The following is a 26,673-nucleotide window of genomic DNA, read 5'->3' on the forward strand; positions in this document are numbered from 1 at the left end:
GGGGTATCGTCCGCAGTTCTATTTTCGGACAACAGATGTAACGGGAGTGATGAAACTTCCTGAGAAAGTAGAGATGGTGATGCCTGGAGACAATGTGAGCATTGAGGCAGAGTTGATAACTCCCATAGCTATGGAGAAGGAATTGAGGTTTGCCATCAGGGAAGGCGGACACACTGTTGGCGCAGGAGTAATTTCAGAAGTAATAAAGTAAATTTAAAAGATAGTCTGTTCATCGCTAAGGAATTTCTTGAAGCCAAAAAACTTCGGACTCTCGAGGCGCAAATCAAAACTCCTCGCTTCGCTCGTCAAACAGTGATTTGCTTGAAAGAGAAGAAGTCGTCCTCGTTTTTTGGCTGAAATTCCAATAGCTCTTCACAAACTATCTTTCAAATGTCCCGAGTTAATTGTTAATAGGAAGGATTGGAGTTAACGAATGGCTAGTCAGAGGATAAGGATACGGCTTAAGGCTTATGACCACAAGATGCTTGACCAGTCTCTAAAGGAGATTGTAGCAACAGCTAAGAGGACCGGAGCGAAAATTTCCGGACCGATTCTGTTGCCCACTAAGATTCGTAAGTATACGGTTCTCAGGTCTACCAATATAGACAAGAAGTCGAGAGAACAGTTTGAAATGCGAATTCACAAGAGGCTTGTGGACATACTTGAGCCACTTCCTCAAACAATAGACGCACTTATGAAATTAAATCTTCCCGCTGGGGTAGACGTAGAGATAAAACTTTAGAAAAACAGCAAGGAAGAATGCGGAGTGAATGATGGTAGGAATTCTTGGTGAGAAAGTGGGAATGTCCCAGGTCTTTTCTGAGAAAGGGGAAACTCTCTCTGTTACAGTGATTAAGGCAGGTCCCTGTTTCGTAGTGCAGAAGAAGAGTGATTCAAAAGAAGGTTATAATGCTATCCAGTTAGGCTACGGGGAAAGAAAAGAAAAAAGCTTAAATAAACCAGAAAGAGGCCATTTCGAGAAAGCAAAGGTTGGCTCTCTAAAATATTTGAGGGAATTTCGCGTTGAGAATGTGGATGAATATCAACTTGGCCAGGAGATCAGGGTAGACATGTTTAAAGTTGGAGATTATGTAGATGTCAAGGGCACTTCAAAAGGAAAGGGCTTTGCGGGTGGTGTAAAGCGCTGGGGATTTAAAGGTGGCCCTGCTTCTCACGGTTCACAGCATCACAGAAGGGTTGGTTCGATTGGCGCAAGTTCATTCCCCTCGCGAGTTATGCCTGGGACCAAGATGCCTGGAAGGATGGGTGGAAATTCGACTGTGACGAAGAAACTGGAAGTAGTAAAGATTATCCCGGAAGAGAGTCTAATTTTAGTAAAGGGAGCTATTCCCGGGGTTAAGAAAGGTTTTTTGGTCATATCGAAAAGCAAGAAACAGAGGAAGCAGGAGACACAGGAGAAACAAGAACCACAAGAGAAGCAAGAAAAACAAGAAAAACAGAAAAAACAAAGTTAAACGCTCGTATGTGGAGAAGAGGAATTAATGCCAGAAGTGGATCTACTCAACTCTAAGGGAGAAAATGTGGGTAAGATTAGCTTGCCCGAGGAAATTTTTGGAAAGAAGGTCAATCCAGGATTGGTTCATGAGGCTTTGGTCAGTCAGTTGGCGACGGCCAGGCAGGGGACAGCTTCCGCTAAGACGAGAGCAGAAGTTTCCGGAGGGGGAGCTAAACCCTGGCGGCAAAAGGGCACAGGCAGGGCGCGGGTAGGAAGTAATCGATCGCCTCTCTGGCGACACGGAGGGATTACTTTTGGCCCCAAGCCCCGTTCATACAAGATAGCTTTTCCTAAAAAGAAGAGAAGAAGTGCCGTAAAACAGATATTATCAGAAAAAATCCGTGAGAATAGACTTAGAGTTATAGATTCATTAATGCTGGAAGAGGGAAAGACTAAAAAAGCAAAAGCGCTATTGGAAAAGATGGATGTTTTGATGGGAGCTCTGGTAATTGCAAAAGGCAAGGATGCAAATTTGTCGAGGGCTTTCGCTAATTTACCCAAAGTTAAATTGATTACCGTTCAAAGCATCAATATACGCGACCTCTTAAATTATGAGAAAATAATTATTACTCGCGATGCCATAGGAGCTATTGTGGAGGGATTATCCTGAATGTTTGATCCATATCAGATAATTAAGGGTCCATTGGTGACAGAGAAATCTACAACTCTTCGGGCAGAGGAAAACAAGTACACTTTATTTGTATCTCTTAAGGCTAACAAGACTGAAATTAAGAGAGCTGTGGAAGAGCTTTTCAAGGTAGAAGTGATTAAAGTAAATACGTTCAATCTCAGAGGTAAAAAGAAGAAACTGGGAATTCACGAAGGATATAGACCGAAAAGAAAGAAAGCAGTGGTTACCCTTAAACCGGGAAATACTATAAGAATGTTTGAAGGGGCGTAGGATTAAAAGATGGTTTGTTCATCGCTTAAGGAATTTCTTAACGCCAAAAAACTTCGGACTTTGCAGGGCGCAAATCAAAACTCTCCCGATAAATCGGGATCAAACAGTGATTTGCTTGAAGGAGAAAATGTCGTCCTCGTTTTTTGGCTAAAATTCCAATAGCTCTTCACAAACCATCTTTTAAATGTTGTTAGGTGAGGGGAAAGAAATGGCAATAAAGAAATATAAACCTACATCGCCAGCTCGCAGGTTCACTACCAGAGTGGCCAGAGATGAAATTACCAAAACCAAGCCGGAGAAATCGCTAACTGTTGGTTTGCGTTCCCATGGAGGAAGGAATGCTTCTGGACGGATTACGGTGAGGCATCAGGGAGGCGGGCACAAACGAAGGTATAGAATTATCGATTTTAAGAGAGATAAGTTTAACATCCCGGCCAAGGTTTTGGCTATAGAATACGACCCCAATCGTTCTTGTCTAATTGCTCTTTTGCAATACACTGATGGGGAGAAGAGATACATTCTTCAGCCTCTCGGCTTGCGAGTGGGTGATACTGTGGAGAGTGGAGATTCTGCCCCTATTACTATAGGTAACAGTTTTCCCTTAAGAAACATACCTGTTGGCTTGATGGTTCATAATATCGAATTAAGTCCAGGTTCTGGTGGCCAGATGGCTAGAAGTGCCGGGTCATCTGCCCAGATAGTTGCTAAAGAAGACAGATTTGCTCAATTGAAACTCCCTTCTGGAGAAATTCGACTTGCCCTTCTCGATTGTAGAGCTACTATTGGGCAATTGGGAAACATTGAACATGGAAGTATTGAATTGGGGAGTGCAGGAGTCAAACGCCATCTGGGTATTCGACCAACAGTGAGGGGAGTAGCAATGAATGCGACCGACCATCCGATGGGAGGTGGACGGGGGAAAAGCAAAGGTCATAATTTACCTCGCTCCCCGTGGGGACAACTATCTAAAGGTTTCAAAACGAGAAAAAAGAAAAAATCTGACGCACTAATTTTGAAAAGGAGAAAGTAAAAGTGTCCAGGTCTACAAAAAAAGGCCCCTATGTGGATGAGAATCTTCTCAAAAAGATTGAAAACATGAATGCCTCCGGTCAAAAGAAGGTAATAAAGACATGGGCAAGAAGTTCGGTAATAACCCCAGAATTTGTTGGGCATACTATAGCAGTTTATAATGGAAGGAAGTTCATTCCTGTCTATTTATCTGAGAATATGGTGGGCCACCGGTTAGGAGAGTTTGCTCCCACCAGATTTTTTAGGGGCCATGGCGTCGCCCATACTAAAGAGGTCACGGCGCTAACTTAATAGAAGTTAGGAGTAGCGAAGCGAAGCTTCGCAATTATAACGTCCCGATACATCGGGACTTTATTAGGAAACTATGTGCTTGTAGCACATAGTCGCGTAGGGGCGACCTTTACGGTCGCCCGATTATAGCCTAAACTTCCGCTTTAGCGGAAGTAGGGGGTTGGAGGTATCGAGTGGCAGCAAGGGCAATAGCCAGATTTGTAAGGTTAGGTCCCAGGAAAGTCGGGCGGGTCTTAGATTTGATTCGAGGTAAAGGAATATTGGAGGCTTATCAAATTTTAAAATTTACTCGCCGCCGGGCGGCTAAGGCTGTGGAGAATGTATTGAAGTCAGCAGTGGCTAATACTCGAACACCTGGAGACGAACCGAATTTATATATTGCGGAAACTTATGTTGGAGGAGGCCCTGTGTTAAAACGTATGAGGCCTCGGGCTATGGGTCGAGCAGCGATCTATAAAAGGAAAACTTGCCATATATATATAGTTGTGGAAAGTCGTAAGGTTTCTGCGAGGAGGTAGAAAATTGGGACAAAAAGTTCATCCAATTGGAATTCGTCTTGGTTTCATTAAGACATGGAGTGCAAAATGGTTTGGAGGGAAGAACCTTAGTCAAATGCTCCACGAAGATATAACTATACGGGAGTTTATTAAAAAGAAGCTTCATCAAAGTGGAGTGGGCAAAACAATAATCGAGCGGGCGGGTAAATCTTTACGAGTGGATATCCATACGGCAAGGCCAGGAGTGGTGATTGGCAAGAGAGGTGCTGATATTGAGAATTTAAGAACGGACTTAGAAGAAATGACGGATCAAAAGGTGTTTATTAACATTATCCCTATAAGGAAACCCGAGATGGACGCTCAGGTTGTGGCTGCAGGGATTGCCCTGCAGTTGGAGAAGAAGATGCCTTATCGGAGAATAATGAAGAGGGCGATTTTGCGAGCAATGGAGGGTGGAGTAGGGGGGATTAAGGTATGTGTTAGTGGTCGTCTTGGCGGGGCAGAGATAGCCCGTACCGAGTGGCAGAAAGAGGGACGTATTCCCTTGCAGACTTTTCGAGCCGATATCGATTATGGCTTTGCTGAAAGCTTTACCACACATGGTCTGATCGGAGTTAAGGTTTGGATTTTTAAGGAAGAGCTCACCAAAAAAGATCAACAGGAGGAACTTGGCGAGCCTGCTTATAAGGAAGAAAAAGAAAAGAAGGAAGAGAAAGTAGAAAAAGAAAAGAAGGAAGAGAAAGTAAAGAAGAGTGAAAAGGATGAGGTGAACACAGATGCTAATGCCCAAGAGAGTTAAGTATCGTAAGACGCAGCGTGGAAGGATGAAGGGCATAGCTTTACGCGGAAATAAAATAAATTTTGGCGAGTTTGGATTACTGGCTCTGGAACCCGCCTGGGTGACAGCGCAACAGATTGAGGCTGCGCGAGTAGCTTTGACTCGTTCTTTAAAGAAGGGCGGAAAGGTCTGGATTAGAATTTTTCCGGATAAGGCAATTACCAAAAAACCAGCAGAGACTCGCATGGGAAAGGGGAAGGGTGCCCCGGCTGGCTGGGTAGCTGTGGTTAAGCCTGGAAGAGTTCTCTTTGAAATCGAGGGAGTCAACCGGTCTGAGGCAAAAACAGCGATGGAGCTGGCAGGTCATAAGTTGCCGGTAAAGACAGCGTTTTTAGCAAGGGGAGAATGATAAAATTTCTAATGTTTGAAAGGGATAATGGGAAAGAAAAATGAAAGCGAGCAAATTGCGAGAATTGAGTGTAGCCGAATTAGAGCAGAGGTTGAACGAGACTACGCAGAAACTATTTCAGTTAAGATTCAAAAACGCCTCAGGTAAAATAAAGAATCCCCTGGAGATTAGGCTTTTCCGCAGGGATATTGCACGGATTAAGACAGTTCTGGCAGAAAGTAAACTGTCTAAAGAAAAAGAAGAATAAAGGGAGAGAGGATGAGAGAAGGTCAAGCGAAACGCAAGATCAGGATTGGTAAAGTGGTTAGTGATAAGATGGAGAAGACCAGAATAGTAACAGTGGAGAGATTGTTCAGGCATTCTAAATATCAAAAGGTTATTAAAAGAAGAAAGAAATTTATGGTGGATGACCCCAAGAACGAATTGCACATAGGAGATAAAGTGAGAATTGCCGAAACCAGACCCTTGAGTAAAAGAAAGAGGTGGCGAGTTTTGGAAATACTGAAGAAGGCAGAGGAAATTTGACATGATACAGCTGCGCACTCGATTAAATGTAGCTGACAATACAGGAGCGAGAAAAATTACCTGCATAGGAGTTCTGGGCGGAACTAGGAAGAGATATGCAGGAATGGGTGATATAATTAAGGCTTCAGTAAAAGATGCTTTGCCAGGCGCTACGATTAAGAAGGGTGAGGTGGTAAGGGCAGTGATTGTTAGAATGAGGAAATGGATACGCCGACCCGATGGTTCCTATGTCAAATTTGACGAAAATGGTGCAGTAATTGTGGACGACAACAACGAGCCCAAGGGAACTCGAATTTTTGGGCCAATTGCTCGTGAACTGAGAGATAAGGGATTCACCAAGATAATCTCTCTGGCTCCTGAAGTAGTATAATGTTTAATCGTTCATTCATACACTGGGGAAATTGATATGTTGCCGATTAGAAAGAAGGATAAGGTAGTAGTAAAGACGGGTAAAGACAAAGGTAAAACAGGTGAAGTCCTGAAAGTGTTTCTCGTGACTTCCCGAGTGATAGTAAGCAAGATAAATTTTATAAAGAGGCATACCCGGGCAACACAGACTACGCCAGGGGGAATTACAGAAAAAGAGTCTTCTATTCATATTTCCAATGTACAGTTGATTTGTCCTAAATGTGACCAGCCTACTCGAGTAAAGATAGACCACTTAAGCGATGGTAAGAAGATAAGGGTTTGCCGAAGATGTGGAGAAATGATAGTATAGGGAAAGCAAAATGGCGCGATTAAAAGAATTATATAAGAAAAAGATTGTTCCTCAACTGATAGAACGTCTAAAATATAAGAATATTATGGAAGTGCCCAGAATAGATAAGATAGTAATCAATACAGGGGTTTCCACAGCAAAGGAGGATATTAAGGTTTTGGACGAAGCAGTGGGAGAGTTAGCAACAATAACGGGACAGAAGCCTATTGTGACCAGGGCAAAAAAGTCGATTTCCAACTTCAAACTTCGTCAGGGAATGCCCATAGGTTGCAAAGTCACCCTCCATGGAGCTGTGATGTATGAGTTTCTGGACCGTTTGATTAATGTGACATTGCCTAGGGTTCGTGATTTTCGGGGGGTCTCCCGTGATGGATTCGATGGTCAAGGAAATTATAACCTGGGAATTCAGGAGCATATAATTTTTCCTGAGATTAATATAGATAAAGTTGGTAAAGTCAAAGGGTTAAACGTGAGCATAGTAACCACAGCCAAAAATATAGATGAGGCATATGAGTTATTGAGTCTTTTCGGTATGCCTTTTCGAAAGAAGGGGTGATAGAATTTAAAAATAGTTTGTTCATCGCTTGAGGAATATGCTCGGGATTTGGTTCGCTCGCTAACAATTTTTTGCTCTGCGGGCACCGCCAAAAATCTCAGGAGTTTATCCCGTCTTTGCGGGACTAAACTCTAATCTTCGATTTTTGGCTAAAAATTCTAATGCTCGCTATACCAAATCCCCTCGCATTAGGGAGAATCCGTGCTCGTTTTTTGGCTGAAATTCCAAGAGCTCTTCGCAAGCTATTTTTAAATGTCTGATTTACAGAGGGAGGGCTTTTTGGCGAAGAAAAGTTTAGTTGCTAAGGCCAAACGGGCAGCAAAGTTTAGTACAAGAAAATATAATCGCTGCCGTCTTTGCGGTAGGGCGCGAGGATATATGCGCGACTTTGCGCTGTGCAGAATCTGTTTTCGTAAGTTGGCGCGGCAGGGAGAAATCCCGGGAGTGACAAAATCCAGCTGGTAAAGGAGGGAATAGATTGTCTATTTCTGATCCTGTTGCAGATATGCTTACAAGGATTCGTAATGCCAATCAGAAGAGGAAGGGGAAAGTAGATATTCCCGCATCAAAGTTAAAAGAGAAAATAGTAAAAGTTCTAAAAGAAGAAGGATTTATAGCTAATTATAAGTTTATCTCCGACCGCAAACAGGGGATTTTGAGAGTTTATTTAAAGTATACCCCAAAGCAGGAGAGGGTTATTAAAGGGATGAGGCGAGCTTCTCGACCCGGGAGGAGGTTTTATTGTAGGACTGATGAGCTTCCCCGGGTATATAGGGGACTTGGTGTAGCGATTATTTCAACTTCTCAGGGAGTGATGACTGATAAGAGGTGTCGGGAAACAAAGCTTGGCGGAGAAGTAATCTGTTATGTTTGGTGAGGGAAATGTCCAGGATAGGTAAAAAACCAATTGCCGTACCAGAGGGGGTGGAAGTAAAAATAAGCAGTGACCTCGTCGAAGTGACTGGTCCTTTAGGAAGACTAACTCAAAACCTATATCCCAAAATAAAAGTTACTAAAAGGGATGGTCAAATTTTTGTAGAAAGGCTTTCCAATAATAAATACTATCGTTCGCTCCATGGATTGGTTCGCAGTCTTATTAATAATCTGATTATAGGAGTAACTAAAGGTTTTCGGAAAGAACTGATTATTATAGGCATGGGTTATAGAGCAAAGTTAGAGGGTAGAGTGTTAAATTTACAATTGGGTTATTCTCATCCTGTAAAATTTCCATTACCTGAGGGAATTGAGATAAAAGTGGAAAAGCAGACACAAATTATGGTCTCCGGGATTGATAAGCAACTGGTGGGTGAAGTTGCTGCTGAGATAAGGAGGTTCAGACCGCCTGAGCCTTATAAGGGGAAGGGGATACGATATATAGATGAGCATATCAAAAGGAAGGTGGGCAAAGCTGCCGCAGTAAGTGCTGGGGCTCCTACTAAAGGAGGGAAATAGTTTGATTACTCGTTCGGCTCGAAGAAAAAGTAGACACCTGAGAGTGAGAAAGAAAATTTTCGGAATGAAATCTCATCTTAGATTATGTGTCTACAGGAGCTTACGGCACATTTATGCCCAAATAGTAGATGACCAGCGTGGGAAGACAATTGTGGCCGCTTCCACGCTCTCTCCTGAAATCAAGAAGAAAATTGAGAAATTGAAGAAGAGCCAAGCGGCAACTCTGGTGGGAGAACTAATCGCTGAGAAGTCGAAAGCCTCAGGTGTTAAGAGAGTGGCATTCGACAAGAGTGGATACGATTACCATGGGAGAGTAAAGAGTCTGGCTGAGGCTTGCCGCAAAGGTGGATTAGAGTTTTGAAAAATAGTTTGTTCACCCAGCCCCTCTCTGAGGGGCGGGGTTCATCGCCAAGGAATATGCTCGGGATTTGGTTCGCTCGCTGACAATTTTTTGCTCTTAGAGCACCGCCAAAAATCTCAGGAGTTTCCCGAAATTCCCTGCGGTCAGTTTCGGCTAAACTCTTTTCTTCGATTTTTGGCTAAAAATTCTAATGCTCGCTACACCAAATCCCCTCGCATTAGGGGTATAAGTCGTCCTCGTTTTTTGGCTGAAATTCCAAGAGCTCTTCACAAACTATTTTTCAAATATTAGGTGAGAGATAGAGAGGAGATAAGTTGGCAAAGATTAGTGCAGAAGGTTTAGAACTGAACCAGACAGTTGTAAATATCAATAGAGTGGCTAAAGTAGTTAAGGGAGGTAAACGGTTTGGCTTTACCGCTCTGGTAGTTGTGGGAAACGGGAATGGTTATGTGGGTTGTGGGCTGGGCAAGGCAAAAGAAGTTCAGGCTGCTATTCAGAAAGGCACAGTAAGAGCGGAAAAGAACCTCATTGCTGTTTCCTTGAAGGGCGCCACGATTCCTCATGAGGTAATCGGTCGCTTTGGAGCTGGCCGGGTGCTGTTAAAGCCTGCTAGCCCGGGAACAGGGATAATAGCGGGTGGTCCGGTAAGGGCAGTAGTGGAAGCAGTGGGCATAAAGGATATTCTCACTAAATCGCTTAGGTCGAATAATCCAATCAATGTAGTCTATGCTACAATGCAAGGACTGGAAAGTCTGAGGACGAAGGCCATGGTTGCAGAACTTAGAGGCAAGAAGGTAGAAGAATTATAAAGGATGGAGAAATGAAACTTTCAGGGCTCACTCCTAATATTGGCAGTAGACACAAGAAGAAGAGGGTAGGCCGGGGCACGGGTTCAGGTCACGGTGGCACAAGCTGTCGGGGAAATAAAGGACAGAAAAGCCGATCAGGGGGAGGAGTCCGCCTCGGTTTCGAAGGAGGTCAGATGCCACTTATTCGGCGTCTCCCCAAGAGGGGATTTACCAGAATCTTCAAGAAAGAATATAACATAGTGAATGTTAGAAATCTTGAGGAGAAGTTTAATGATAATGAGGAAGTTACCCCTTCTACCCTTAAACAGAGGGGATTGGTAAAAAAGGATTTGCCGATAAGGATTCTGGGAAGTGGGGAGATAACAAAAAAGTTGAAGGTGAAAGTGACTGACTTCAGCAAGAGTGCCCGAGAGAAGATTTTAAAAGCCGGGGGCAGTGTGGAAATTTCAGGGAAATAGGAGAATTAGTAATGTTAAAGAGCGTAGCCGATATTTTTAAAATACCAGAATTGAAGAAGAAGGTACTATTTACTCTGGGAATTTTAGCAGTATATAGGCTAGGAGCAGCTATACCTACTCCAGGAATCGATGCTTCAGCGTTGAAAGCTTTTTTTGAGACTCAAAAGGGAACTCTGTTCGGCTTTTTAGATATGTTCTCCGGAGGAGCTCTCAACAGGTTATCTATTTTTTCTTTAGGTATTATGCCCTACATTAACGCTTCTATTATTATGTCTCTCCTGCAGACAGCCGTTCCCTATCTTGAAAGATTGTCTAAAGAAGGAGAATTTGGTAGAAGAAAGATTACTCAGATAACCCGTTACGCCACACTGGTCATAGCCGCCATCCAAGCTTTCGGATTGACTTTTTGGATGCAAACGATGAAAGCGCCAACCGGAGCTGCTGTAGTAAAGAATCCCGGCCTCAGTTTCCAATTGATGACTATTTTGACTTTAACCACGGGGACTGTGTTTATTATGTGGCTGGGAGAGCGGATTACCGAGAGGGGTGTGGGGAACGGAATATCTCTTATCATCTTTGCCGGCATCGTAGACCGGTTGCCGGTAGCAGTGGGGAATACTTTTCGTCTATTCCAAAGTGAAGAGATGACCCTCTTTGGAGTCCTGTTTTTGGCAGCATTGGTATTTGCTATTACTGCCATTGTAGTCTGGGTGGAGCAGGCTCAGAGGAAGATTCCCGTACAGTATGCCAAAAGAATTGTTGGACGCAAGATGTATGGAGGACAATCCACATTCCTTCCTCTTAAGGTAGACCAATCGGGAGTAATTGCAGTCATATTTTCTGTGGCTATAATGATGTTCCCGGCAACCATTGCCCAGTTCTTTCCCAATGTCGGGCTTATGCAGAAAATTAGTGGTTTTCTGCGACCCGGGCAGTGGATTTATACCATTATGTATGGTGGTATGATTATATTCTTCTGTTACTTCTATACGGCGATTACATTTAATCCTAAGGATCTGGCTGATAATATGAGGAAGTGGGGTGGTTTTATTCCGGGGATAAGGCCTGGACAATCGACAGCTTCCTATATTGACCGGGTATTGACCAGAATCACTCTGGCAGGTGCGTTATTTGTGGTCTGTATTGCGATTTTCCCACAATATCCTATAAGCTGGGTTAACGCTCCGCCCATGCTTGCCACTATTTTTGGAGGAACCGCAATACTGATTGTAGTGGGTGTTGCTTTAGACACTATAGGACAGATAGAATCTCATCTGATTATGCGCCATTATGAAGGGTTTATGAAGAAGGGGAAGATAAAAGGAAGATATTTTAACATTAAGTAATCTATAATTGGGATTTTTTGGTTATGAAGTTGGTTCTTTTAGGTCCTCCTGGGAGTGGTAAGGGCACCCAGGCGAAAAGGCTTGCAGAAAAATATGGTATTCCTCATGTTTCCAGTGGAGACATCCTGAGAGCGAGCTTGAGAGAGGAAGGTTGTCTGGATAGAGAGACTCGAGAGATTGTCCGCTCGGGCAGGCTGGTTCCTGATAGGATTGCTGTGGGAATCGTAAAGAAAAGATTGGGAGAAGAGGATTGTGGGAAAGGATTCATTTTGGACGGTTTTCCCCGCACACTTCCCCAGGCAGAATCGTTAAACGGTTTTCTCCAAGAGAGTGATATAGCCATCGATCGCGTTCTTTACCTGGAGCTAAGTGAGGAGGAGGCAGTTAAACGATTGAGTGGCAGGAGGACTTGTCCTCGCTGTGGAGCCACTTTCCATTTGGTGTTTAATCCGCCACATACTCTCGGTTTATGTGACCAATGTGGGACGCAATTGTCCCAGCGTGAAGATGATAAGGAAGTGACGGTAAGAGAGAGGATGAAGACTTATGAGAAGCAGACATTCCCTCTTATTGAATATTATCAAAGGCAGGGTCTTCTGGTAAAAATTAATGCCAATAGGTCAATAAATGAAGTCTTTGAGGACTTATGTAAAGTGCTGGATGGTGGCAGTTGAAGACCCAGAAGTTCCGGTTAACTATGTATGATTATATTGAAATCTCCTGAAGAAATAAAGAAAATGAGAAGAAGTGGCCAAATTGCTGCCCAGCTCTCCCAGAAGTTAACAGAAAAGGTAAAGCCGGGAGTAACTACAAGGGAGTTGGACAGAGTTGCTTCTACGTTAATAAGAATGCATAGAGCTCATTCGGCGTTTCTGGGTTTTCAAGGGTTTCCCGCCTCCATCTGCACTTCGGTTAATGACCAGATAGTTCATGGAATTCCCGGAAGCTACAGGTTGCGTGAGGGAGATATTATCAGCATCGACTTTGGAGTTATTTACCAGGGTTACTATAGCGACATGGCCATAACTCTACCTGTGGGAAATATATCTAAAGATGCCCAAAGGTTGATAACGGTTACTAAGAGTGCTTTAGTTTCTGGAATTAGTCAAATGGTGCCGGGCAACAGACTCTACGATATATCTTCAGCAATTCAAGAATGTGCTGAAAGTAATGGCTTCTCTATAGTCAGGGACTTAGTAGGCCACGGAATTGGACAGAAAATGCATGAGGAACCACAAATTCCCAATTTTGGGAAGAGGTCTACTGGTCCCTACTTGAAGGCAGGCATGGTCTTTGCCCTTGAGCCTATGGTTAATGCAGGGAGATATGAGATAGAAACTCTTGATGATAACTGGACAGTTGTTACTACTGATGGGAGTTTGTCTTGCCATTTTGAACATACTATAGCCATTATAGATAACGGCCCGGAGATACTTACGAAACTGCATTAGTCACATTTAGGAGGGTCTATGCCTAAGGAAGAAAAGATTGAAGTAGAAGGAATAGTCATCGAAGCTTTACCTAATGCTATGTTCAGAGTTGAGCTGGATAAGGGCCACCGGATTTTAGCTCACATTTCCGGAAAAATGAGAATGCATTTCATTAAGATACTGGCTGGAGATAAGGTTAAGGTAGAACTTTCTCCGTATGACCTGACTAGAGGAAGGATAGTTTATCGTTATAAATAGAGGTTGTCAATGAAAGTAAGGGCTTCCGTTAAACCGATATGTAAGAAATGTAAAATAATTAAGAGAAAAGGAGTAATAAGAATAATCTGCACCAACCCAAGACATAAACAGAAGCAAGGATGAGTCCCGCCCCTCAGGGAGGGGCTGGATGAGGGAGAAAGGAGTAATGTATGGCTCGTATAGCAGGAGTGGAATTGCCTTCGCAGAAGAGAGTTGAAATTGGTTTAACTTATATTTATGGAATTGGGAGAAATTCCTCCAATGAGATTCTCCGCGAGGCAGGAATCAACCCTAGTACCAGGGTAAAAGACCTGACGGAAAGTGAAATTAACGCCATACAGACAATAATCCAGAGGAATTTCCGAGTGGAAGGGGAGCTTAAGCGAACTGTTCAGGGAAACATTAAGAGATTGATTGATATCGGGTCCTATCGAGGCATACGCCACCGTCGGGGATTACCCGTACGGGGTCAAAGAACAAAGACTAATGCTCGCACCAAGCGAGGCAGAAAGAAGACGGTGGGTACTGTCAAAAAAGAGGAGGTAAAGGAGGAAAAAGAATAAAATATGACTGATAAGAAAGCTACTCCAGCGAAAAAGGCTATGGCTGAGAAGAAAACTGCTTCCACAAAAAAGGCTACGGATGAGAAGAAAACGGCTCCTACGGAAAAGGTTGTGGCTGAAAAGAAAGCTACTCCAACGAAGGAGAAGTTGGCCAAGCATATCCTTGAAGGCAGAGTATATATTCAGGCTACCTTTAATAATACCATAATTACCATAACTGACAGGAGTGGAAATGCTATTGCCTGGGGTTCGGCTGGAACCGCGGGCTTTAAAGGAGCCCGTAAGGGGACTCCCTTCGCTGCCCAATTAGCAGCCACAGCTACTGCCAGAAAAGCAATTGCGCAGGGTATGAAGCAGGTTGCTGTCCTCGTGAAGGGACCCGGCTCGGGCAGGGAAACAGCTATTCGCTCCTTACAATCAGCGGGATTGGAAATTACCAGCATTAAAGACATAACGCCAATTCCCCATAATGGTTGCCGTCCACCAAAACAGAGAAGAGTGTAAAGGATAAAATTTAAAAATAGTTTGTTCACCCAGCCCCTCTCTGAGGGGCGGGGTTCATCGCTTAGGAATTTCTTGACGTAGAAAGGTTTGGAATCCTCCCGAAAGGGAGGGAAAAATCCCTTGCTTTCGTAAGGACTCCAGATTTTTTGGAGAAAAAAGTACCTATCACTTTTTTATTTTTAGGAGGTAATAGTGGCCAGATATCGTGGTTCAGTATGTAAATTATGTCGTCGGGAAAAGATAAAGTTGTTCTTGAAAGGAGAGAGGTGTTTTTCCCCTAAGTGTCCAGTTGAGAGACAGGCTGCTGTTTCTAAGGGCCGGAAACAGGTTCGTATACGTACGCGTACGAGATTATCCAAGTACGGAATGCAACTAAAAGAGAAACAGAAGGCCCGGCTAATGACGGGAGTTCTGGAAAAACAGTTTCGTAAATATTTTAAAAAAGCGGAACGCGAAAAAGGATTGCCTGGTGAAAATCTTCTGAGGCTATTGGAATGTAGGCTGGACAATATCGTTTTTCGTCTGGGATTTGCTTCCTCCAGAAATCAGGCCCGTCAGTTAGTCAGGCACCGACATACAAGAGTGAATGGGCGATGTGTCGATATTCCGTCTTATCAGGTGAGGGTTGGTGACAGAATCTCTTTAGATGAAAAGAGTAAACAGCTGGAAATTGTTAAGGTTGCGCAGGAAAAGGCTAAGGAGCGGGGTCTTCCCGCTTGGATAGAATTCGACCAGTCAACCAGTACAGGGAGAATATTAGAACTTCCTAAGAAGGAAGAGATTTCTATTCCAGTTCAAGAACAGCTAATTGTGGAATTATATTCCAAGTAAATTATGATTAAGATATTGTTGAAAAAATCAAATTAGGTAGTCGCAAACTTTAGTTTGCGTTTATGTACGCAGACTGAAGTCTGCTACTCCACGCAGGCTGAAGCCTGCGACTACCATTTACAACAATATCTTTATGAAGAAAACCTAATTGCAAATTTTGGTTCTTTGAATGTTAATTTATGATTCATAATTCATAGTTTTTAGGGGGTAGGTAATATGAGGCTTAAAGATTTCCAGATGCCAAGAAAACTTATATGTGATGAAGAGAGTAGCAGCGATACTTATAGTAAGTTTATGGCCGAACCATTCGAGAAAGGGTACGGTCATACGATTGGAAATTCGATACGCAGGATTCTGCTTTCTTCGTTGGAAGGCGCAGCAGTTACTGGCGTGAAAATTAAAGGAGTGATGCATGAGTTTTCCACAATACCTGGGTTGGTTGAAGATGTTACCCAGATAATCTTAAACTTGAAGTCTCTCAGATTCAAACTCTACAGTGAAGGGCCAGAAAGGACATATTTAAAGGCAACAAAAAAAGGAGAAGTAACAGCAAAAGACATTGAGTTAAATAGTAATATCGAAATCTTAAACCCCTCTACCCATATAGCCACTCTGGACAAAGATACCAACATGGAGATGGAAATAGAAATTTCTAAGGGTCGCGGATACTTACCTGCTGAACAGAATCCCCGCGCCAATCAAGAACTAGGCGTGATATCTGTTGACGCAATTTTTACTCCAGTGTTAAGAGTAAACTATAATGTGGAAAATGCTCGCGTGGGCCGATCAATCGATTACGATAGATTGATTCTGGAGATATGGACTGACGGCAGCGTAAAACCGGTCGATGCTTTAGCTTACGCAGCTAAAATTTTGAAAGATTCGCTGAATATATTTATCGGTTTTGAGGAGCAATCCGAAGAAGAGGAGAAACCGCCGGAGAAAGAGAAGACCGAGGAAGTCTTGGAGAGCGTTTTAGCTCTTCCGGTGAATATCATAGAGCTAACTGTCCGTTCTATAAATTGCTTAAATCGCGCCAAAATCAAGATTATCGAAGATCTGGTAAAACAGACTGAGGATAAATTACTGGGTTTCCGAAACTTCGGGAAGAAGTCCTTAAATGAAATAAAGAAAAAGATTACCGAATTGGGCAAACAGAAAGGGGTGGAGCTATCCCTGGGAATGGCTATCCCTGAAAAGGATAAAAAGAAAGAGAAAAAGTAAAGGAATCCATATATGCCTGAAGGAAGAGCTGGAAGAAAATTGGGTCGCACTACAAGCGGGCGTAAAGCACTGTTGATTAGTCTTGCCACAGCACTATTCAGGCATGAACAGATTATAACCACAGAAGCAAAAGCCAAAGAACTGAGAAGGTTCGCTGAGAAGGTGATTACCAGGGCAAAAAAAGGTGGGTTGAGTAGTTTTCGAGAAGTAAACAAGGAGATTAAAGATAAAGAGGTAATCAATAAAATATTTGAGACTTTGGTACCGAGATTTAAAGAGAGAGAAGGGGGCTATACGAAAATTATTAAATTGGGCTATCGACAAGGGGATAGAGCGAGAGTAGATTTGGTTAAGCTTTGCGGTCCTCTGGAGAAGGCGGAATAAAGGAGGAAAAGATGTTTAATTTCCTTTTAGGATTATTTTCCAATGATATGGGGATAGACCTGGGAACATCTACTACCCTTGTATATGTGAAAGGGCAAGGTATTGTCCTCTGGGAACCTTCAGTAGTAGCAATCAATAAAGATACAGGAGATATTTTAGCGGTGGGCACCGAAGCCAAGAAGATGATAGGGAAAACGCCTGCCAATATAACTGCTTTTCGTCCGATGAGGGATGGAGTTATTGCCGACTTTGAAGTAACAGAGAAAATGATTCGACATTTCATAAAGAAGGTGCATAACCAACGGAGCTTACTCCATCCACGGATAGTGATTGGAGTTCCCTCCTGTATTACTGAAGTGGAAAGGCGTGCGGTTAGGGATGCTTCTGAACAGGCGGGAGCACGAGAAATACACTTGATCGATGAACCAATGGCTGCAGCTATCGGTGCTGAAATTCCCGTTCAAGACCCAGCGGGGAATATGGTAGTGGATATTGGAGGGGGCACGACAGAAGTGGCGGTTATTTCTTTAGGAGGCATGGTGCTTTCCAGGTCAGTTCGAGTAGCTGGTGATGAAGTGGATGAAGCGATTATAAGCTATTTTAAAAAGGAAAGAAATTTATTAATCGGAGAAAGAACAGCCGAAGAAACAAAGATCAGGATTGGTTCTGCTTTGCCGGAGAAAGAAGAGAAGACAATTGAAGTTAAAGGGCGCGATCTTGCTACAGGCTTGCCCAAAACTGTCAAGGTTTCTTCTAGAGAGATGCACGAGGCAATAAAAGGCCCAATCAAGATCATTCTAAACCTGATCAAGGATACATTAGAAGATACTCCTGCCGAGTTGTCTGCTGACCTTGTTGACCGGGGGATTATTCTGGTAGGAGGGGGAGCTTTGCTCTCCGGGCTCCCTGAACTATTAAGCAAAGAGACTGGACTTCCGGTCAATCTCGCCCCTGACCCACTAACCTGCGTAGTCCTGGGAGCTGGCACCTATCTGGAAGAACTGGAAAAAATAAAACAGAGGAAATAAAAAATATAGTATTTGTCTTACTTGGTGATTTAGGTGCTACTCAAAGAGAAACATAAATTGCTCAGGCTATTAATAATTTATCTATCCATTTCCCTTTTACTTCTCATTTTTCGCACGGGTCGGACAGTTAAAGTAGGCAGAGCTCTTTTCTTATATTTATTGGCTCCCAATCCCAGGATAGTAAGTAAGCTATTGAGTGAAACTGGTCGAATTGGGAGGAGCATATCTCAGCTCGTTTCTGCTCGTGAAGAAAATAAAATCCTCCAGGAGAGAATAACTTCTCTTCTCCAGGAAAAGGAAAAGCTTCAGGAAACCATTTCTGAGAGCAAGAGGTTAAAGAGAATCCTCAATTACCAGGAGGAAACTCCTTATGAACTGGTTTCAGCCAGAGTGGTAGGATGGACTCCTTCCCTGTTCTCTTCTGCTTTACTCATTGATAAAGGAATAAATCAGGGATTTGAAAAAGATACACCTATAGTTGCCTGGCAGGAAGGAGAAAATCCACAAGATCCTGGAGTAGCAGACTTTAGTCTGCGTTTGAATGGAATGGCGGTAGTGGGCAGGATTAGTGAGTCCGGACCTAATATGAGTAAGGTTCTGTTGATAACCGATGCCAATAGTGAATTGGCGGCCATGGTTCAGAGAAGCAGGGAGAAAGGAGTGATTGCCGGGACAGGAAAGAGGTTTCTTTTGCTCAAATATCTATCTCCCACTGCGGATTTGGAAATTGGCGACCTAATCATAACTTCCGGTATGGGAAGAACATTTCCTGCAGGAGTGGTTATTGGTTCGGTGGCGGAAGTTCTAAGGGGGGTGGGAGGATTGGAGAAGAGGGCGCGGGTAGTTCCCCGGATAAATATAAATCAGTTAGAGGACGTCCAGATAATTAAAAAATGAAAAGATATATCTTCTTTTTGGTATCCCTCCTTCTATTTGTAACAATTCAGATTGTCCTTCTCCGTCACTTAGCCATAAGAAATGTAACTCCCGACCTGATACTAATAGGAGTGGTCTACTTTTCGCTGAAGCATGGTCCTACATTGGGGATTCCCATCGGGTTTTTTTTAGGGTTGCTTCAGGACCTCTTTGCTTTTGGGCTCTTTGGGGCTAACTGTTTAATTAAGACCCTGATTGGCTTTTCTGTGGGAACATTCCAAAAAAGACTGGTTAGAGGAAATCCCATGAGCCAGATATTTGTGGTATTTTTTGCCTGTCTTTTTCAGTATTGGAGTATGTATTGGATAAAAATTTTCTTTGGTCAATCCCCACCTCAGGTGCCGTTCTTTGCAGTTATTTTTTATCCCGTTTATAATAGTCTCCTGGCTCCTTTATTATTCTGGATAATAGAACAATGGGAAAAGTTGTGGGGGGGAGGAGTTTATGCACCAGAGCGAGATCGATCGGCAATTTGAGGCGAAACTCCAGAGATCTCTGGTCTGGTTTAGATATTTTACAATCGCCGTTATTGCCATTCTTTTCATAAGGCTATTCAGCCTGCAAATAATCAAAAAAGGGGAACTTTACAAACTTTCCGAAGCCAACCGTATCCAGCTTTTTTTCGACCCTGCTCCCCGGGGAATTATCTACGACCGGAATGGCAAAGTTATGGTGGAGAATATAGGGTCCTTTTCGGTTCTCTTCTCACCCACCAGTTTGACCCGCGAGGAAACGGAAGAGATACTTAAAAAATTAGGCGAGATTCTAAATTTGGACTACCATTCGATATTAGCAAAAGTGCACTCTTCGATTCGCCAGCCACTAAATATCCTTCTGGCTGAGAACGTTCCCCGCCCCAAGGTCTTCTGCCTGGCAGAGGAGAAAGTTAACCTTCCTGGTGTAAATATTGAAGTCCAACCTAAACGCCATTATCTACACAGAAATTTCGCCAGCCATCTTTTGGGTCATCTAGGAGAAATCGGACCAAAGGAGCTACGAGCTCTATCTAGGGCTGGATACAGGTTGGGGGATATTATCGGAAAATCTGGCGTAGAGAAGATTTATGATAGTTCTTTACGCGGGAGAAGTGGTGGTCGACAGGTAGAGATGGATGCCAGGGGTCGCCAGATTAGAATAATTAGTAGCGTCTTGCCTGAGGAAGGCGATAGTCTAATTCTGACCCTTGATGAGAGAATCCAGAAGCTCTGTGAGGATTCCCTGAAGGGTAAAGCAGGTGCAATCTGTGTAATTAACCCTGCCAATGGAGAGGTCTTAGCCCTGGCAAGTAAACCCGATTTCGACCCCAATCTGTTTACCGAACGTCTCACTCCATCTCGCACCCAGGAGTTATTTACCGACCCAGGACTTCCTATGTTCAATAGGGCAATTCAAAGTCAGTATGCTCCTGGCTCTCTATTTAAAATTATTACCGCCATAGCTGCTCTGGAAGAGGGAGTCATCAGTGTAGATGAGACTATGAGCTGCCGGGGGAGCTTGCAAATCGGAAATAGAGAGTTTAAGTGTTGGAGAGAAAAAGGGCATGGTCGTTTGCACATTGTTCAGGCGATTGCTAAATCTTGTGATGTATTTTTCTATCAGCTCGGTTTAAAAGTGGGTGGGGACAAGATAGCAAAATACGCTCGCATGCTGGGATTGGCGGAAAAAATTGGCATTTCCCTGCCCTCAGAGGCAAGGGGTCTCGTCCCGGATTCCACCTGGAAAAAGATAAATTTTGGTGAACGGTGGTATCCTGGTGATACAGCTAATATGAGCATTGGTCAGGGTTATCTGGAAGTTAGTCCTCTACAGATGGCAAGTTTAATTAGTCTGGTAGCTAATGGAGGTATAATTTATAAACCTTTTATTGTTAAGAAAATAATTGATGGGCAGGGGAATGTAATTAAGACTTTCCCGCCCGAAGTGATGGGAGAGGTGAAAATTTCTTCGGGGACACTCTCCATCGTAAGAAGGGGACTCAGAGAAGCTGTTCTCTCCGGCACTTCTCAGGTAGTAAAGTTTAAAAGATTGAGTGTGGCGGGCAAGACGGGAACTGCGGAGAATCCCCATGGGGAAGACCACGCCTGGTTTATCTGCTATGCGCCAGAAGAGGCTCCCATAATTGCTTTAGCCGTCCTGGTGGAACACGGGGGGCATGGAGCTAGTGCGGCTGCACCTTTAGCCAGACAGATATTGAATGGAATATTTACTCTTAAGGGAGAGAAAGAACCAGAAATTTTCGTCTATAAAGACTAAAAAATGGGGTCAACTCTATTTTTTCTAAAAGGAGTAGCTCCGATTCATCGGAGCGTTTGGAGTAGCAGACTTTAAGTCTGCGTTTATCGGAGCGTTTAGAATATGCGCCTTAAAGACATTTCTGTAAGATTCGATTACTATCTATTTTTTGCCATGGTTCTCCTTGTTGCCATTGGCTGTTTAATGATTTATAGTGCAATGTATGGAAGCCCGGCGAAAACTCCTTTCTATGCAAGACAAGGTTTTTATGCTCTCCTGGGGATGGCAGTAATAATAGTTGTAATGGGTATAAATTACCAGTTATTCAGTCAGTATGGGAAATGGATATACCTATTTTCACTTCTTCTATTAGTTCTCACTCTATTATTCGGTAAGAGTGCACATGGCGCCCGCAGCTGGCTTCCTATTGGGAATCTCACGTTTCAGACTGCTGAGTTCGCCAAGCTCGGTCTGATTATTATGCTCGCTCAACACCTAACCAATTATCCCGAGGCGGTGAAGAGAATTTCCGGACTGATAGTTCCTTTCTTGTTAGTTCTTGTCCCTGTGGCACTTATTGTATTGCAACCCGACCCGGGCTCGGCTCTGGTCTTTCTGGTAATATTTTTGGCAATGTTATATCTTGGAGGAGCGAAGGTAATCTATCTCGTATCCTTTATCTCTATGGGAATTTTAGCTTCAGGAATTCCTTTACTTTTGGCTCTCGACTCTCAAAATAAGACTTTTTTTCCCAGAATTTTCAGTAACCTTGGATCCACTCTTGGCTTTATAATAGTCGTTATTGCAGTTATTGGGCTCGTCTGTTATGTCTTATCCAGGCTTAAATTTCGTGTAGGGGTTAACCATTTTCTGTTCACTTCCTTAGTTGTCTCCGGTGGAATTATGCTTTCTTATCCTTTAGACCTCTTTCTAAAAGAGTATCAGAAGATGAGATTGGTCTGCTTCATTAAACCGTCCATCGACCCATTAGGTGCCGGATACCATATAATTCAATCCCAAATCTCCATTGGTTCAGGTGGCTTCCTGGGGAAGGGGCTGTTAACAGGAACTCAAGGGAAACTGGGTTTTCTTCCAGTGCAACATACAGATTTCATCTTCTCCCTCTTTTCGGAGGAAATGGGATTTCTTGGCGCTGGCTTGTTGATTTTACTCTTCTCCATTTTGCTCTTGCGGGCAATAAGAATTGCTTCCCTGGCAAGGAACCGTTTTGGAAGCCTGTTAGCAGGGGGCATTGTGGCTATGTTCCTTTTCCAGATTATTGTTAATTTGGGAATGACTATGGGAATTATGCCGATTACCGGGCTTCCTTTACCTTTTGTCAGCTATGGAGGCTCTGCCCTGATTACTTATATGGCTGGGGCAGGGATTCTTTTGAATATCTACAGTCGCCGCCTTACGTATTGGTAAACTATTTCGTAGCAACTCCCCTCTCCCTTCTGGGGAGAGGGTTAGGCCTGCCCGTGCGCCTGCCCATTCTGGGCCACGGCCAGGGATGAGGGGGAGTTAGAATTTGGAAAAGACCGTGCTGGACGACATTTTACCGTTTGTTTCTAAACCGGGCAGGTATATGGGTAATGAGTGGAATGTAGTCCATAAAGATTGGGAAAGCGCCCAGGTAAAAGTTGTTTTATGTTACCCTGATATCTATGAACTGGGCATGTCTAACCTGGGACTACAAATTCTCTATTCTATTATTAACCAGAGGCAAGACTCACTTGCTGAAAGGGTCTATGCCCCGGGATTAGATGTGGAAGAGATATTGAAGGATAGAGAAATTCCTCTTTTTTCCCTGGAGTCAAAGAAACCTCTTAAGGATTTCGATATTATTGGTTTTACTCTACAGCACGAATTATCCTATACCAATGTTTTGAACATCTTAAATTTAGCAAACATTCCCCTTCGTTCCCGGAACCGAAATGGGAAATTTCCCTTAATAATAGCGGGTGGTCCTTCTGTTTCTAATCCCGAACCTTTAGCCGATTTTATTGATGCTTTTGTCCTGGGAGACGGGGAGGAAGTAATAGAAGAAATTATAGAAACTTATAAGAAGTGGAGTAGCAGACTTCAGTCTGCGTTTAGAAATAAGGGAAATGGGTTCCTTAAAGCACTGGCAAAGATTCCCGGAGTCTATGTACCATCGTTATATGAAGTAAATTATAAAGAAGATGGCACTATCCAACGGATGGAGAGGAAAGAAGATGGAATCCCCGAAAGGATAGATAAGAGAGTAGTAGACCTGGAGACCTCTCACTATCCTCTGGCGCCACTGGTACCATTAATCGATATATCACAGAATCGGTTGAACTTAGAGATACAGCGAGGTTGTCCCCATAGTTGCCGCTTCTGTCAAAGCCAAGCAGTATATGGACCTTGCCGGGTAAGGCCCAAAAAGAGATTGCTGGAAATTGCTAAAGTCTCTTTAAAATCGACTGGTTATGATGAGATGTCTCTAACCTCCCTTTCCTCTACCGATTATCCTGGAATTGAGGAACTTATTGGTGAATTCTTAGCTTGCTTTGGAAAGAATCACACTTCCATCTCTTTACCTTCTCTAAGACCGGATAAGTTTTCCCTCGCTCTGGCAATCCAGATTCAAAAGATTAGGAAGACAGGATTAACTTTTGCCCCGGAAACAGGAAGTGAAAGATTGCGCAAATTAATTGGTAAGAAAATTAGTGATGAAGAGTTCACTTCTACCATTTCCCAGGCCTATAATGCTGGCTGGAGGCTGGTGAAATTATACTTTATGATTGGTCTGCCTACTGAAGAAGAAGAGGATATTGAAGCGATAATAGAACTGGTAAAAGAACTAAAGAAGAGACACAAAAACTTAAACTTTAACATAACCATTGCTCCCTTTGTTCCCAAACCACATACTTCTTTCCAATTGCTCCCTATGGAAAAGCTTACAGAATTGAGAAGGAAAAAGGATTATCTTTCTCGCCGACTTCCCGCCCAGGTTAAGGGTCATATTGTGGAATCTTCTTTTTTAGAAGCTGTGTTCAGCAGGGGAGATAGGAGACTGGGAATGGTTCTGGAAAAGGCCTGGGAAATGGGTTGTAAATTTGACCAGTGGAAAGAACATTTTCGTTTCCCTGTCTGGCAGGAAGCTTTCTCCAAGTGTTCTATTGACCCCGACTTCTATGTCTATCGAAAGAGAGACTCTGAGGAAATATTACCCTGGAGTCATCTCGAATTCTGGGGACATCCGAATTCTAGGGACACAATACTTAATTCCAGGATGGCATAATGAACAGTGTTCAAAGAGTTAGAATAGAATATAGCAAAAAAGGGCCCATTCGTTATATAGGGCATCTGGACTTAATGCATACGTTCTTTCGCGCCCTCAAAAGAGCCAACTTACCAGTAAGTTACACTCAGGGATTTAATCCGCGGATTAAATGTTCTTTTTCACCTGCTCTTCCTTTAGGATTCGCCAGTGAGGCTGAATATATAGAACTATATCTGGATAAGAAAATAGACATTTCCAGTTCGACAGGTAATCTACAGAAAGAATTACCCGAGGGACTGACTGTTCGCGATATGGAAAAACTTCCCTTGTTCGGTAAGTCCAACAATGTAAAGATAAAAACGGTTACATATAGAATTAATCTTCAGCAATTTTTTGGGAAATCCACAGTTCCGGGTCAAGCAAACAAGGAAGATATAGAAGTAAAGATAAGAAATTTTCTGGATAAAGAAGAGATTCTCCTTATAAATAAGAAGGGAAGGAGAATAAATGTCCGCCCTCTAATTTTAAGTATAGAAATGGAGAAAGACTGGAACATTAGACTGTTGCTGAAGGTAAGAGGGGGTTTCAATTTCAATCCCAGAATAATCATCAAGACACTTCTGGGAGTGGAGGAGAAAGATTTAGCTTTTGTCGAGTTTACCAGAGAGAAATTCTTATTTTAAAAAGGGGACAGCGACCTTTTTTCTAAAAAATGAGAGGTTACTCTTTCTTCTCTTTTCACCCCCCAGTGAAAAATGGGGTCTAACGGAGGCTGACCCTTTTTCTTAGAAAAATGGTCGCTGTCCCTATTTACTATTTAAAGGAGAAAATTATATGAAAAAAGAAATAATAGTTGATGTATCTGAAGATGAAGTGAGAATTGCTCTGGTTGAAGATGGGCATCTCGTTGAGTTATTCATTGAGAGAATAGAGGAAAAGAGTTTAGTGGGAAATATCTATCAGGGGAAAGTGGTGAATATTCTAAAGGGACTCAGGTCTTCTTTTCTGGATTTAGGGTTGGAGAAGAATGCTTTTCTCCCCTTAGGGGATATTCCACCGGATAAGAGACAGATAAACAAGGGCGATCGTTTATTGGTTCAGATAGTAAAGGAGTCAATTGGAGCCAAAGGAGCAAAGGCCACAGCCGAGATAAGCCTTCCTGGAAGGTATCTTGTGTTCATGCCCAACGTCGAGCATATCGGGATATCCAAGAGAATCCTGGATGATAAGGAACGCAGGAGATTAAGAGAAATAATTAAAGAGATTATTCCAAAAGGAGCAGGATTTGTTGTGCGCACAGAAGCCAGCGGTCATCGCAGAAAGGATTTAATTCGCGAATGTAAGTATCTTTTGGATTTGTGGCAGATAATAAAGAAAAAGAAAGAGATAATTGGGGAAGGATATCTTGTGCACAAGGCATTTGGTCTAATCTTTTATGTAGCGCGAGAACTATTTACTGAGGAAGTAGACAGTCTAATCATAAATTCCCTGACGGAGTATAAACAAGTCAGAAGTTATGTGAAGATGACAGATCCTCGTCTTCTAAGGAAGTTACGTCTCTATAAGAAGAAATCGCCACTTTTTGAGATGCACAATTTGGAAAAGCAGCTGTCCAAAATGAAAGACCAGAAAATTATATTGCCTTGTGGAGGTTCAATTATCATTGAGCAAGCAGAGGCTTTGACTGCGATTGATATCAACACAGGTAGGTTCGCCGGGGGAAAAAGTCTGGAAGAGACAACCTTCCTCGCCAATTGCCAGGCAGCTGAGGAGATTATGCGGCAGGTTCGCCTGAGGAACATCGGAGGACTAATCATTATAGATTTTATTGAGATGAAACAGAGAAAAAATAGAGATAAAGTTATGGATATTCTACACCAACAGACTCTGAGGGATAAAGCGAAGATAGATTTGCTACCCATTACCAAGCTGGGACTGGTGGAAATGAGCCGTCAGAGGAGAAGGGAAAGTATCATTGATATACTTTGTCAGCCCTGCCCTTACTGTGCAGGCAGTGGATTAGTATTTTCAGAAAAGACTATGTTTATAAAGATTAAGAAAGAAATTTTAAGAACTGCCGCCCAAACAGGGAATAAATATCTTAATGTGTTTATGAATCCCAGGATTGCTCCTCTATTCGACGATAAAAAAGTAGAACAAATTTGTAAAATGACCGGTAAGATAATAAAAATCAGACCCGATTATAAACTACACGTAGAAGAATTTAATATCACTCCATAAAAAAAAAGGGGCAGAGTCATTTTTTAAAAAAAGTGACAGGTACTTTTTTCTACAGTTGTCTTTTGTAGCCGCAAAGCGTAAGCTTTGCCTCTATATTACCCCGTAGTAACAATTTTTTCCTTTCCGGAAGTGAGTTTGCTACT

Annotated in this window: 39 protein-coding genes; all 39 read left to right on the forward strand. The window is 42.9% G+C overall.

The features are described from left to right. Positions 1-211, forward strand: a 211-nt coding sequence (gene tuf / locus VMW39_02520) for an elongation factor Tu (protein ID HUW22892.1), incomplete at its 5' end; no start/stop codon positions are given. A 222-nt stretch (positions 212-433) separates the two neighbouring features. Next, entirely contained in the window at positions 434-742 is a 309-nt protein-coding gene (rpsJ, locus tag VMW39_02525; GenBank protein ID HUW22893.1) for a 30S ribosomal protein S10, read from the forward strand. A 28-nt stretch (positions 743-770) separates the two neighbouring features. Continuing rightward, positions 771-1,475 carry a 50S ribosomal protein L3 gene (gene rplC / locus VMW39_02530; GenBank protein ID HUW22894.1) on the forward strand — a complete coding sequence of 235 codons (705 nt, stop codon included), beginning with the start codon at positions 771-773 and terminating at the stop codon, positions 1,473-1,475. Between the two features lie 27 nt (positions 1,476-1,502). Beyond that, positions 1,503-2,126 (forward strand): 50S ribosomal protein L4, encoded by a 624-nt coding sequence (gene rplD / locus VMW39_02535; protein ID HUW22895.1) that lies wholly within the window; start codon positions 1,503-1,505, stop codon positions 2,124-2,126. Beyond that, positions 2,127-2,417: a 50S ribosomal protein L23 gene (gene rplW, locus VMW39_02540; protein ID HUW22896.1), complete on the forward strand. Its 291-nt coding sequence runs from the start codon at positions 2,127-2,129 to the stop codon at positions 2,415-2,417. 208 nt (positions 2,418-2,625) lie between these two features. Beyond that, complete coding sequence (gene rplB, locus VMW39_02545) at positions 2,626-3,447, forward strand: 50S ribosomal protein L2 (protein ID HUW22897.1); 822 nt, start codon at positions 2,626-2,628, stop codon at positions 3,445-3,447. Positions 3,448-3,449: 2 nt separating this feature from the next. Further along, complete coding sequence (rpsS, locus tag VMW39_02550; protein ID HUW22898.1) at positions 3,450-3,737, forward strand: 30S ribosomal protein S19; 288 nt, start codon at positions 3,450-3,452, stop codon at positions 3,735-3,737. Positions 3,738-3,910: 173 nt separating this feature from the next. Beyond that, complete coding sequence (gene rplV, locus VMW39_02555) at positions 3,911-4,255, forward strand: 50S ribosomal protein L22 (protein HUW22899.1); 345 nt, start codon at positions 3,911-3,913, stop codon at positions 4,253-4,255. A 4-nt stretch (positions 4,256-4,259) separates the two neighbouring features. Then, positions 4,260-5,033 (forward strand): 30S ribosomal protein S3, encoded by a 774-nt coding sequence (gene rpsC, locus VMW39_02560; protein ID HUW22900.1) that lies wholly within the window; start codon positions 4,260-4,262, stop codon positions 5,031-5,033. Further along, positions 5,011-5,421, forward strand: a complete 411-nt coding sequence (gene rplP, locus VMW39_02565; GenBank protein HUW22901.1) for a 50S ribosomal protein L16 — start codon at positions 5,011-5,013, stop codon at positions 5,419-5,421. The genes rpsC and rplP overlap by 23 nt, the downstream gene beginning before the upstream one ends. Positions 5,422-5,461: 40 nt before the next feature. Continuing rightward, the gene (rpmC, locus tag VMW39_02570; protein ID HUW22902.1) at positions 5,462-5,668 is read left to right on the forward strand and encodes a 50S ribosomal protein L29; all 207 of its coding nucleotides are present in this window, start codon (positions 5,462-5,464) and stop codon (positions 5,666-5,668) included. An 11-nt stretch (positions 5,669-5,679) separates the two neighbouring features. Continuing rightward, positions 5,680-5,946 (forward strand): 30S ribosomal protein S17, encoded by a 267-nt coding sequence (gene rpsQ / locus VMW39_02575; GenBank protein ID HUW22903.1) that lies wholly within the window; start codon positions 5,680-5,682, stop codon positions 5,944-5,946. Between the two features lies 1 nt (position 5,947). Continuing rightward, on the forward strand, positions 5,948-6,316 hold the full coding sequence (gene rplN, locus VMW39_02580) for a 50S ribosomal protein L14 (GenBank protein HUW22904.1): 369 nt from the start codon (positions 5,948-5,950) through the stop codon (positions 6,314-6,316). A 36-nt stretch (positions 6,317-6,352) separates the two neighbouring features. Continuing rightward, the gene (gene rplX / locus VMW39_02585) at positions 6,353-6,664 is read left to right on the forward strand and encodes a 50S ribosomal protein L24 (GenBank protein ID HUW22905.1); all 312 of its coding nucleotides are present in this window, start codon (positions 6,353-6,355) and stop codon (positions 6,662-6,664) included. 10 nt (positions 6,665-6,674) lie between these two features. After that, positions 6,675-7,220 carry a 50S ribosomal protein L5 gene (rplE, locus tag VMW39_02590; protein HUW22906.1) on the forward strand — a complete coding sequence of 182 codons (546 nt, stop codon included), beginning with the start codon at positions 6,675-6,677 and terminating at the stop codon, positions 7,218-7,220. Between the two features lie 279 nt (positions 7,221-7,499). After that, positions 7,500-7,685 carry a type Z 30S ribosomal protein S14 gene (locus VMW39_02595; GenBank protein ID HUW22907.1) on the forward strand — a complete coding sequence of 62 codons (186 nt, stop codon included), beginning with the start codon at positions 7,500-7,502 and terminating at the stop codon, positions 7,683-7,685. Between the two features lie 13 nt (positions 7,686-7,698). Beyond that, the gene (gene rpsH, locus VMW39_02600) at positions 7,699-8,097 is read left to right on the forward strand and encodes a 30S ribosomal protein S8 (protein HUW22908.1); all 399 of its coding nucleotides are present in this window, start codon (positions 7,699-7,701) and stop codon (positions 8,095-8,097) included. Between the two features lie 5 nt (positions 8,098-8,102). Beyond that, positions 8,103-8,672, forward strand: coding sequence for a 50S ribosomal protein L6 (gene rplF, locus VMW39_02605; protein ID HUW22909.1), 570 nt, complete (start codon positions 8,103-8,105; stop codon positions 8,670-8,672). 1 nt (position 8,673) lies between these two features. Next, a complete protein-coding gene (gene rplR, locus VMW39_02610; protein HUW22910.1) occupies positions 8,674-9,033 on the forward strand; it encodes a 50S ribosomal protein L18 in 360 nt (119 codons plus the stop codon). A gap of 314 nt (positions 9,034-9,347) precedes the next feature. Continuing rightward, positions 9,348-9,842 (forward strand): 30S ribosomal protein S5, encoded by a 495-nt coding sequence (rpsE, locus tag VMW39_02615; protein ID HUW22911.1) that lies wholly within the window; start codon positions 9,348-9,350, stop codon positions 9,840-9,842. An 11-nt stretch (positions 9,843-9,853) separates the two neighbouring features. Beyond that, complete coding sequence (gene rplO / locus VMW39_02620) at positions 9,854-10,300, forward strand: 50S ribosomal protein L15 (protein HUW22912.1); 447 nt, start codon at positions 9,854-9,856, stop codon at positions 10,298-10,300. 11 nt (positions 10,301-10,311) lie between these two features. Then, complete coding sequence (gene secY, locus VMW39_02625; protein ID HUW22913.1) at positions 10,312-11,646, forward strand: preprotein translocase subunit SecY; 1,335 nt, start codon at positions 10,312-10,314, stop codon at positions 11,644-11,646. A gap of 23 nt (positions 11,647-11,669) precedes the next feature. After that, positions 11,670-12,320 carry an adenylate kinase gene (locus VMW39_02630; protein ID HUW22914.1) on the forward strand — a complete coding sequence of 217 codons (651 nt, stop codon included), beginning with the start codon at positions 11,670-11,672 and terminating at the stop codon, positions 12,318-12,320. Positions 12,321-12,347: 27 nt separating this feature from the next. Further along, on the forward strand, positions 12,348-13,097 hold the full coding sequence (map, locus tag VMW39_02635) for a type I methionyl aminopeptidase (GenBank protein ID HUW22915.1): 750 nt from the start codon (positions 12,348-12,350) through the stop codon (positions 13,095-13,097). Positions 13,098-13,115: 18 nt separating this feature from the next. Then, positions 13,116-13,334 (forward strand): translation initiation factor IF-1, encoded by a 219-nt coding sequence (gene infA, locus VMW39_02640; protein ID HUW22916.1) that lies wholly within the window; start codon positions 13,116-13,118, stop codon positions 13,332-13,334. A gap of 9 nt (positions 13,335-13,343) precedes the next feature. Beyond that, positions 13,344-13,457, forward strand: a complete 114-nt coding sequence (gene rpmJ / locus VMW39_02645; GenBank protein ID HUW22917.1) for a 50S ribosomal protein L36 — start codon at positions 13,344-13,346, stop codon at positions 13,455-13,457. 47 nt (positions 13,458-13,504) lie between these two features. Beyond that, positions 13,505-13,897 carry a 30S ribosomal protein S13 gene (gene rpsM / locus VMW39_02650; GenBank protein ID HUW22918.1) on the forward strand — a complete coding sequence of 131 codons (393 nt, stop codon included), beginning with the start codon at positions 13,505-13,507 and terminating at the stop codon, positions 13,895-13,897. A 147-nt stretch (positions 13,898-14,044) separates the two neighbouring features. Beyond that, positions 14,045-14,401: a 30S ribosomal protein S11 gene (rpsK, locus tag VMW39_02655; GenBank protein HUW22919.1), complete on the forward strand. Its 357-nt coding sequence runs from the start codon at positions 14,045-14,047 to the stop codon at positions 14,399-14,401. 192 nt (positions 14,402-14,593) lie between these two features. Continuing rightward, a complete protein-coding gene (gene rpsD, locus VMW39_02660; protein HUW22920.1) occupies positions 14,594-15,232 on the forward strand; it encodes a 30S ribosomal protein S4 in 639 nt (212 codons plus the stop codon). 216 nt (positions 15,233-15,448) lie between these two features. Beyond that, positions 15,449-16,456: a DNA-directed RNA polymerase subunit alpha gene (locus VMW39_02665; GenBank protein ID HUW22921.1), complete on the forward strand. Its 1,008-nt coding sequence runs from the start codon at positions 15,449-15,451 to the stop codon at positions 16,454-16,456. Positions 16,457-16,468: 12 nt separating this feature from the next. Beyond that, complete coding sequence (gene rplQ / locus VMW39_02670) at positions 16,469-16,840, forward strand: 50S ribosomal protein L17 (GenBank protein ID HUW22922.1); 372 nt, start codon at positions 16,469-16,471, stop codon at positions 16,838-16,840. 11 nt (positions 16,841-16,851) lie between these two features. Then, entirely contained in the window at positions 16,852-17,868 is a 1,017-nt protein-coding gene (locus tag VMW39_02675) for a rod shape-determining protein (protein ID HUW22923.1), read from the forward strand. 57 nt (positions 17,869-17,925) lie between these two features. Then, a complete protein-coding gene (gene mreC / locus VMW39_02680; protein HUW22924.1) occupies positions 17,926-18,765 on the forward strand; it encodes a rod shape-determining protein MreC in 840 nt (279 codons plus the stop codon). Beyond that, positions 18,762-19,280 carry a rod shape-determining protein MreD gene (gene mreD, locus VMW39_02685; GenBank protein ID HUW22925.1) on the forward strand — a complete coding sequence of 173 codons (519 nt, stop codon included), beginning with the start codon at positions 18,762-18,764 and terminating at the stop codon, positions 19,278-19,280. Before mreC ends, mreD begins: the two co-directional genes overlap by 4 nt. Further along, on the forward strand, positions 19,249-21,057 hold the full coding sequence (gene mrdA / locus VMW39_02690) for a penicillin-binding protein 2 (GenBank protein HUW22926.1): 1,809 nt from the start codon (positions 19,249-19,251) through the stop codon (positions 21,055-21,057). Before mreD ends, mrdA begins: the two co-directional genes overlap by 32 nt. A gap of 102 nt (positions 21,058-21,159) precedes the next feature. After that, the gene (rodA, locus tag VMW39_02695; protein ID HUW22927.1) at positions 21,160-22,464 is read left to right on the forward strand and encodes a rod shape-determining protein RodA; all 1,305 of its coding nucleotides are present in this window, start codon (positions 21,160-21,162) and stop codon (positions 22,462-22,464) included. Positions 22,465-22,567: 103 nt separating this feature from the next. Next, a complete protein-coding gene (locus VMW39_02700; protein ID HUW22928.1) occupies positions 22,568-24,307 on the forward strand; it encodes a TIGR03960 family B12-binding radical SAM protein in 1,740 nt (579 codons plus the stop codon). Then, entirely contained in the window at positions 24,307-24,972 is a 666-nt protein-coding gene (locus VMW39_02705) for a TIGR03936 family radical SAM-associated protein (GenBank protein HUW22929.1), read from the forward strand. Before VMW39_02700 ends, VMW39_02705 begins: the two co-directional genes overlap by 1 nt. A gap of 151 nt (positions 24,973-25,123) precedes the next feature. After that, positions 25,124-26,530: an Rne/Rng family ribonuclease gene (locus VMW39_02710; GenBank protein HUW22930.1), complete on the forward strand. Its 1,407-nt coding sequence runs from the start codon at positions 25,124-25,126 to the stop codon at positions 26,528-26,530. The last annotated feature ends 143 nt before the right edge of the window (positions 26,531-26,673 follow it).

This window comes from bacterium (assembly GCA_035530055.1).
In the GTDB taxonomy this organism is placed as follows: Bacteria; UBA6262; WVXT01; order WVXT01; family WVXT01; genus WVXT01.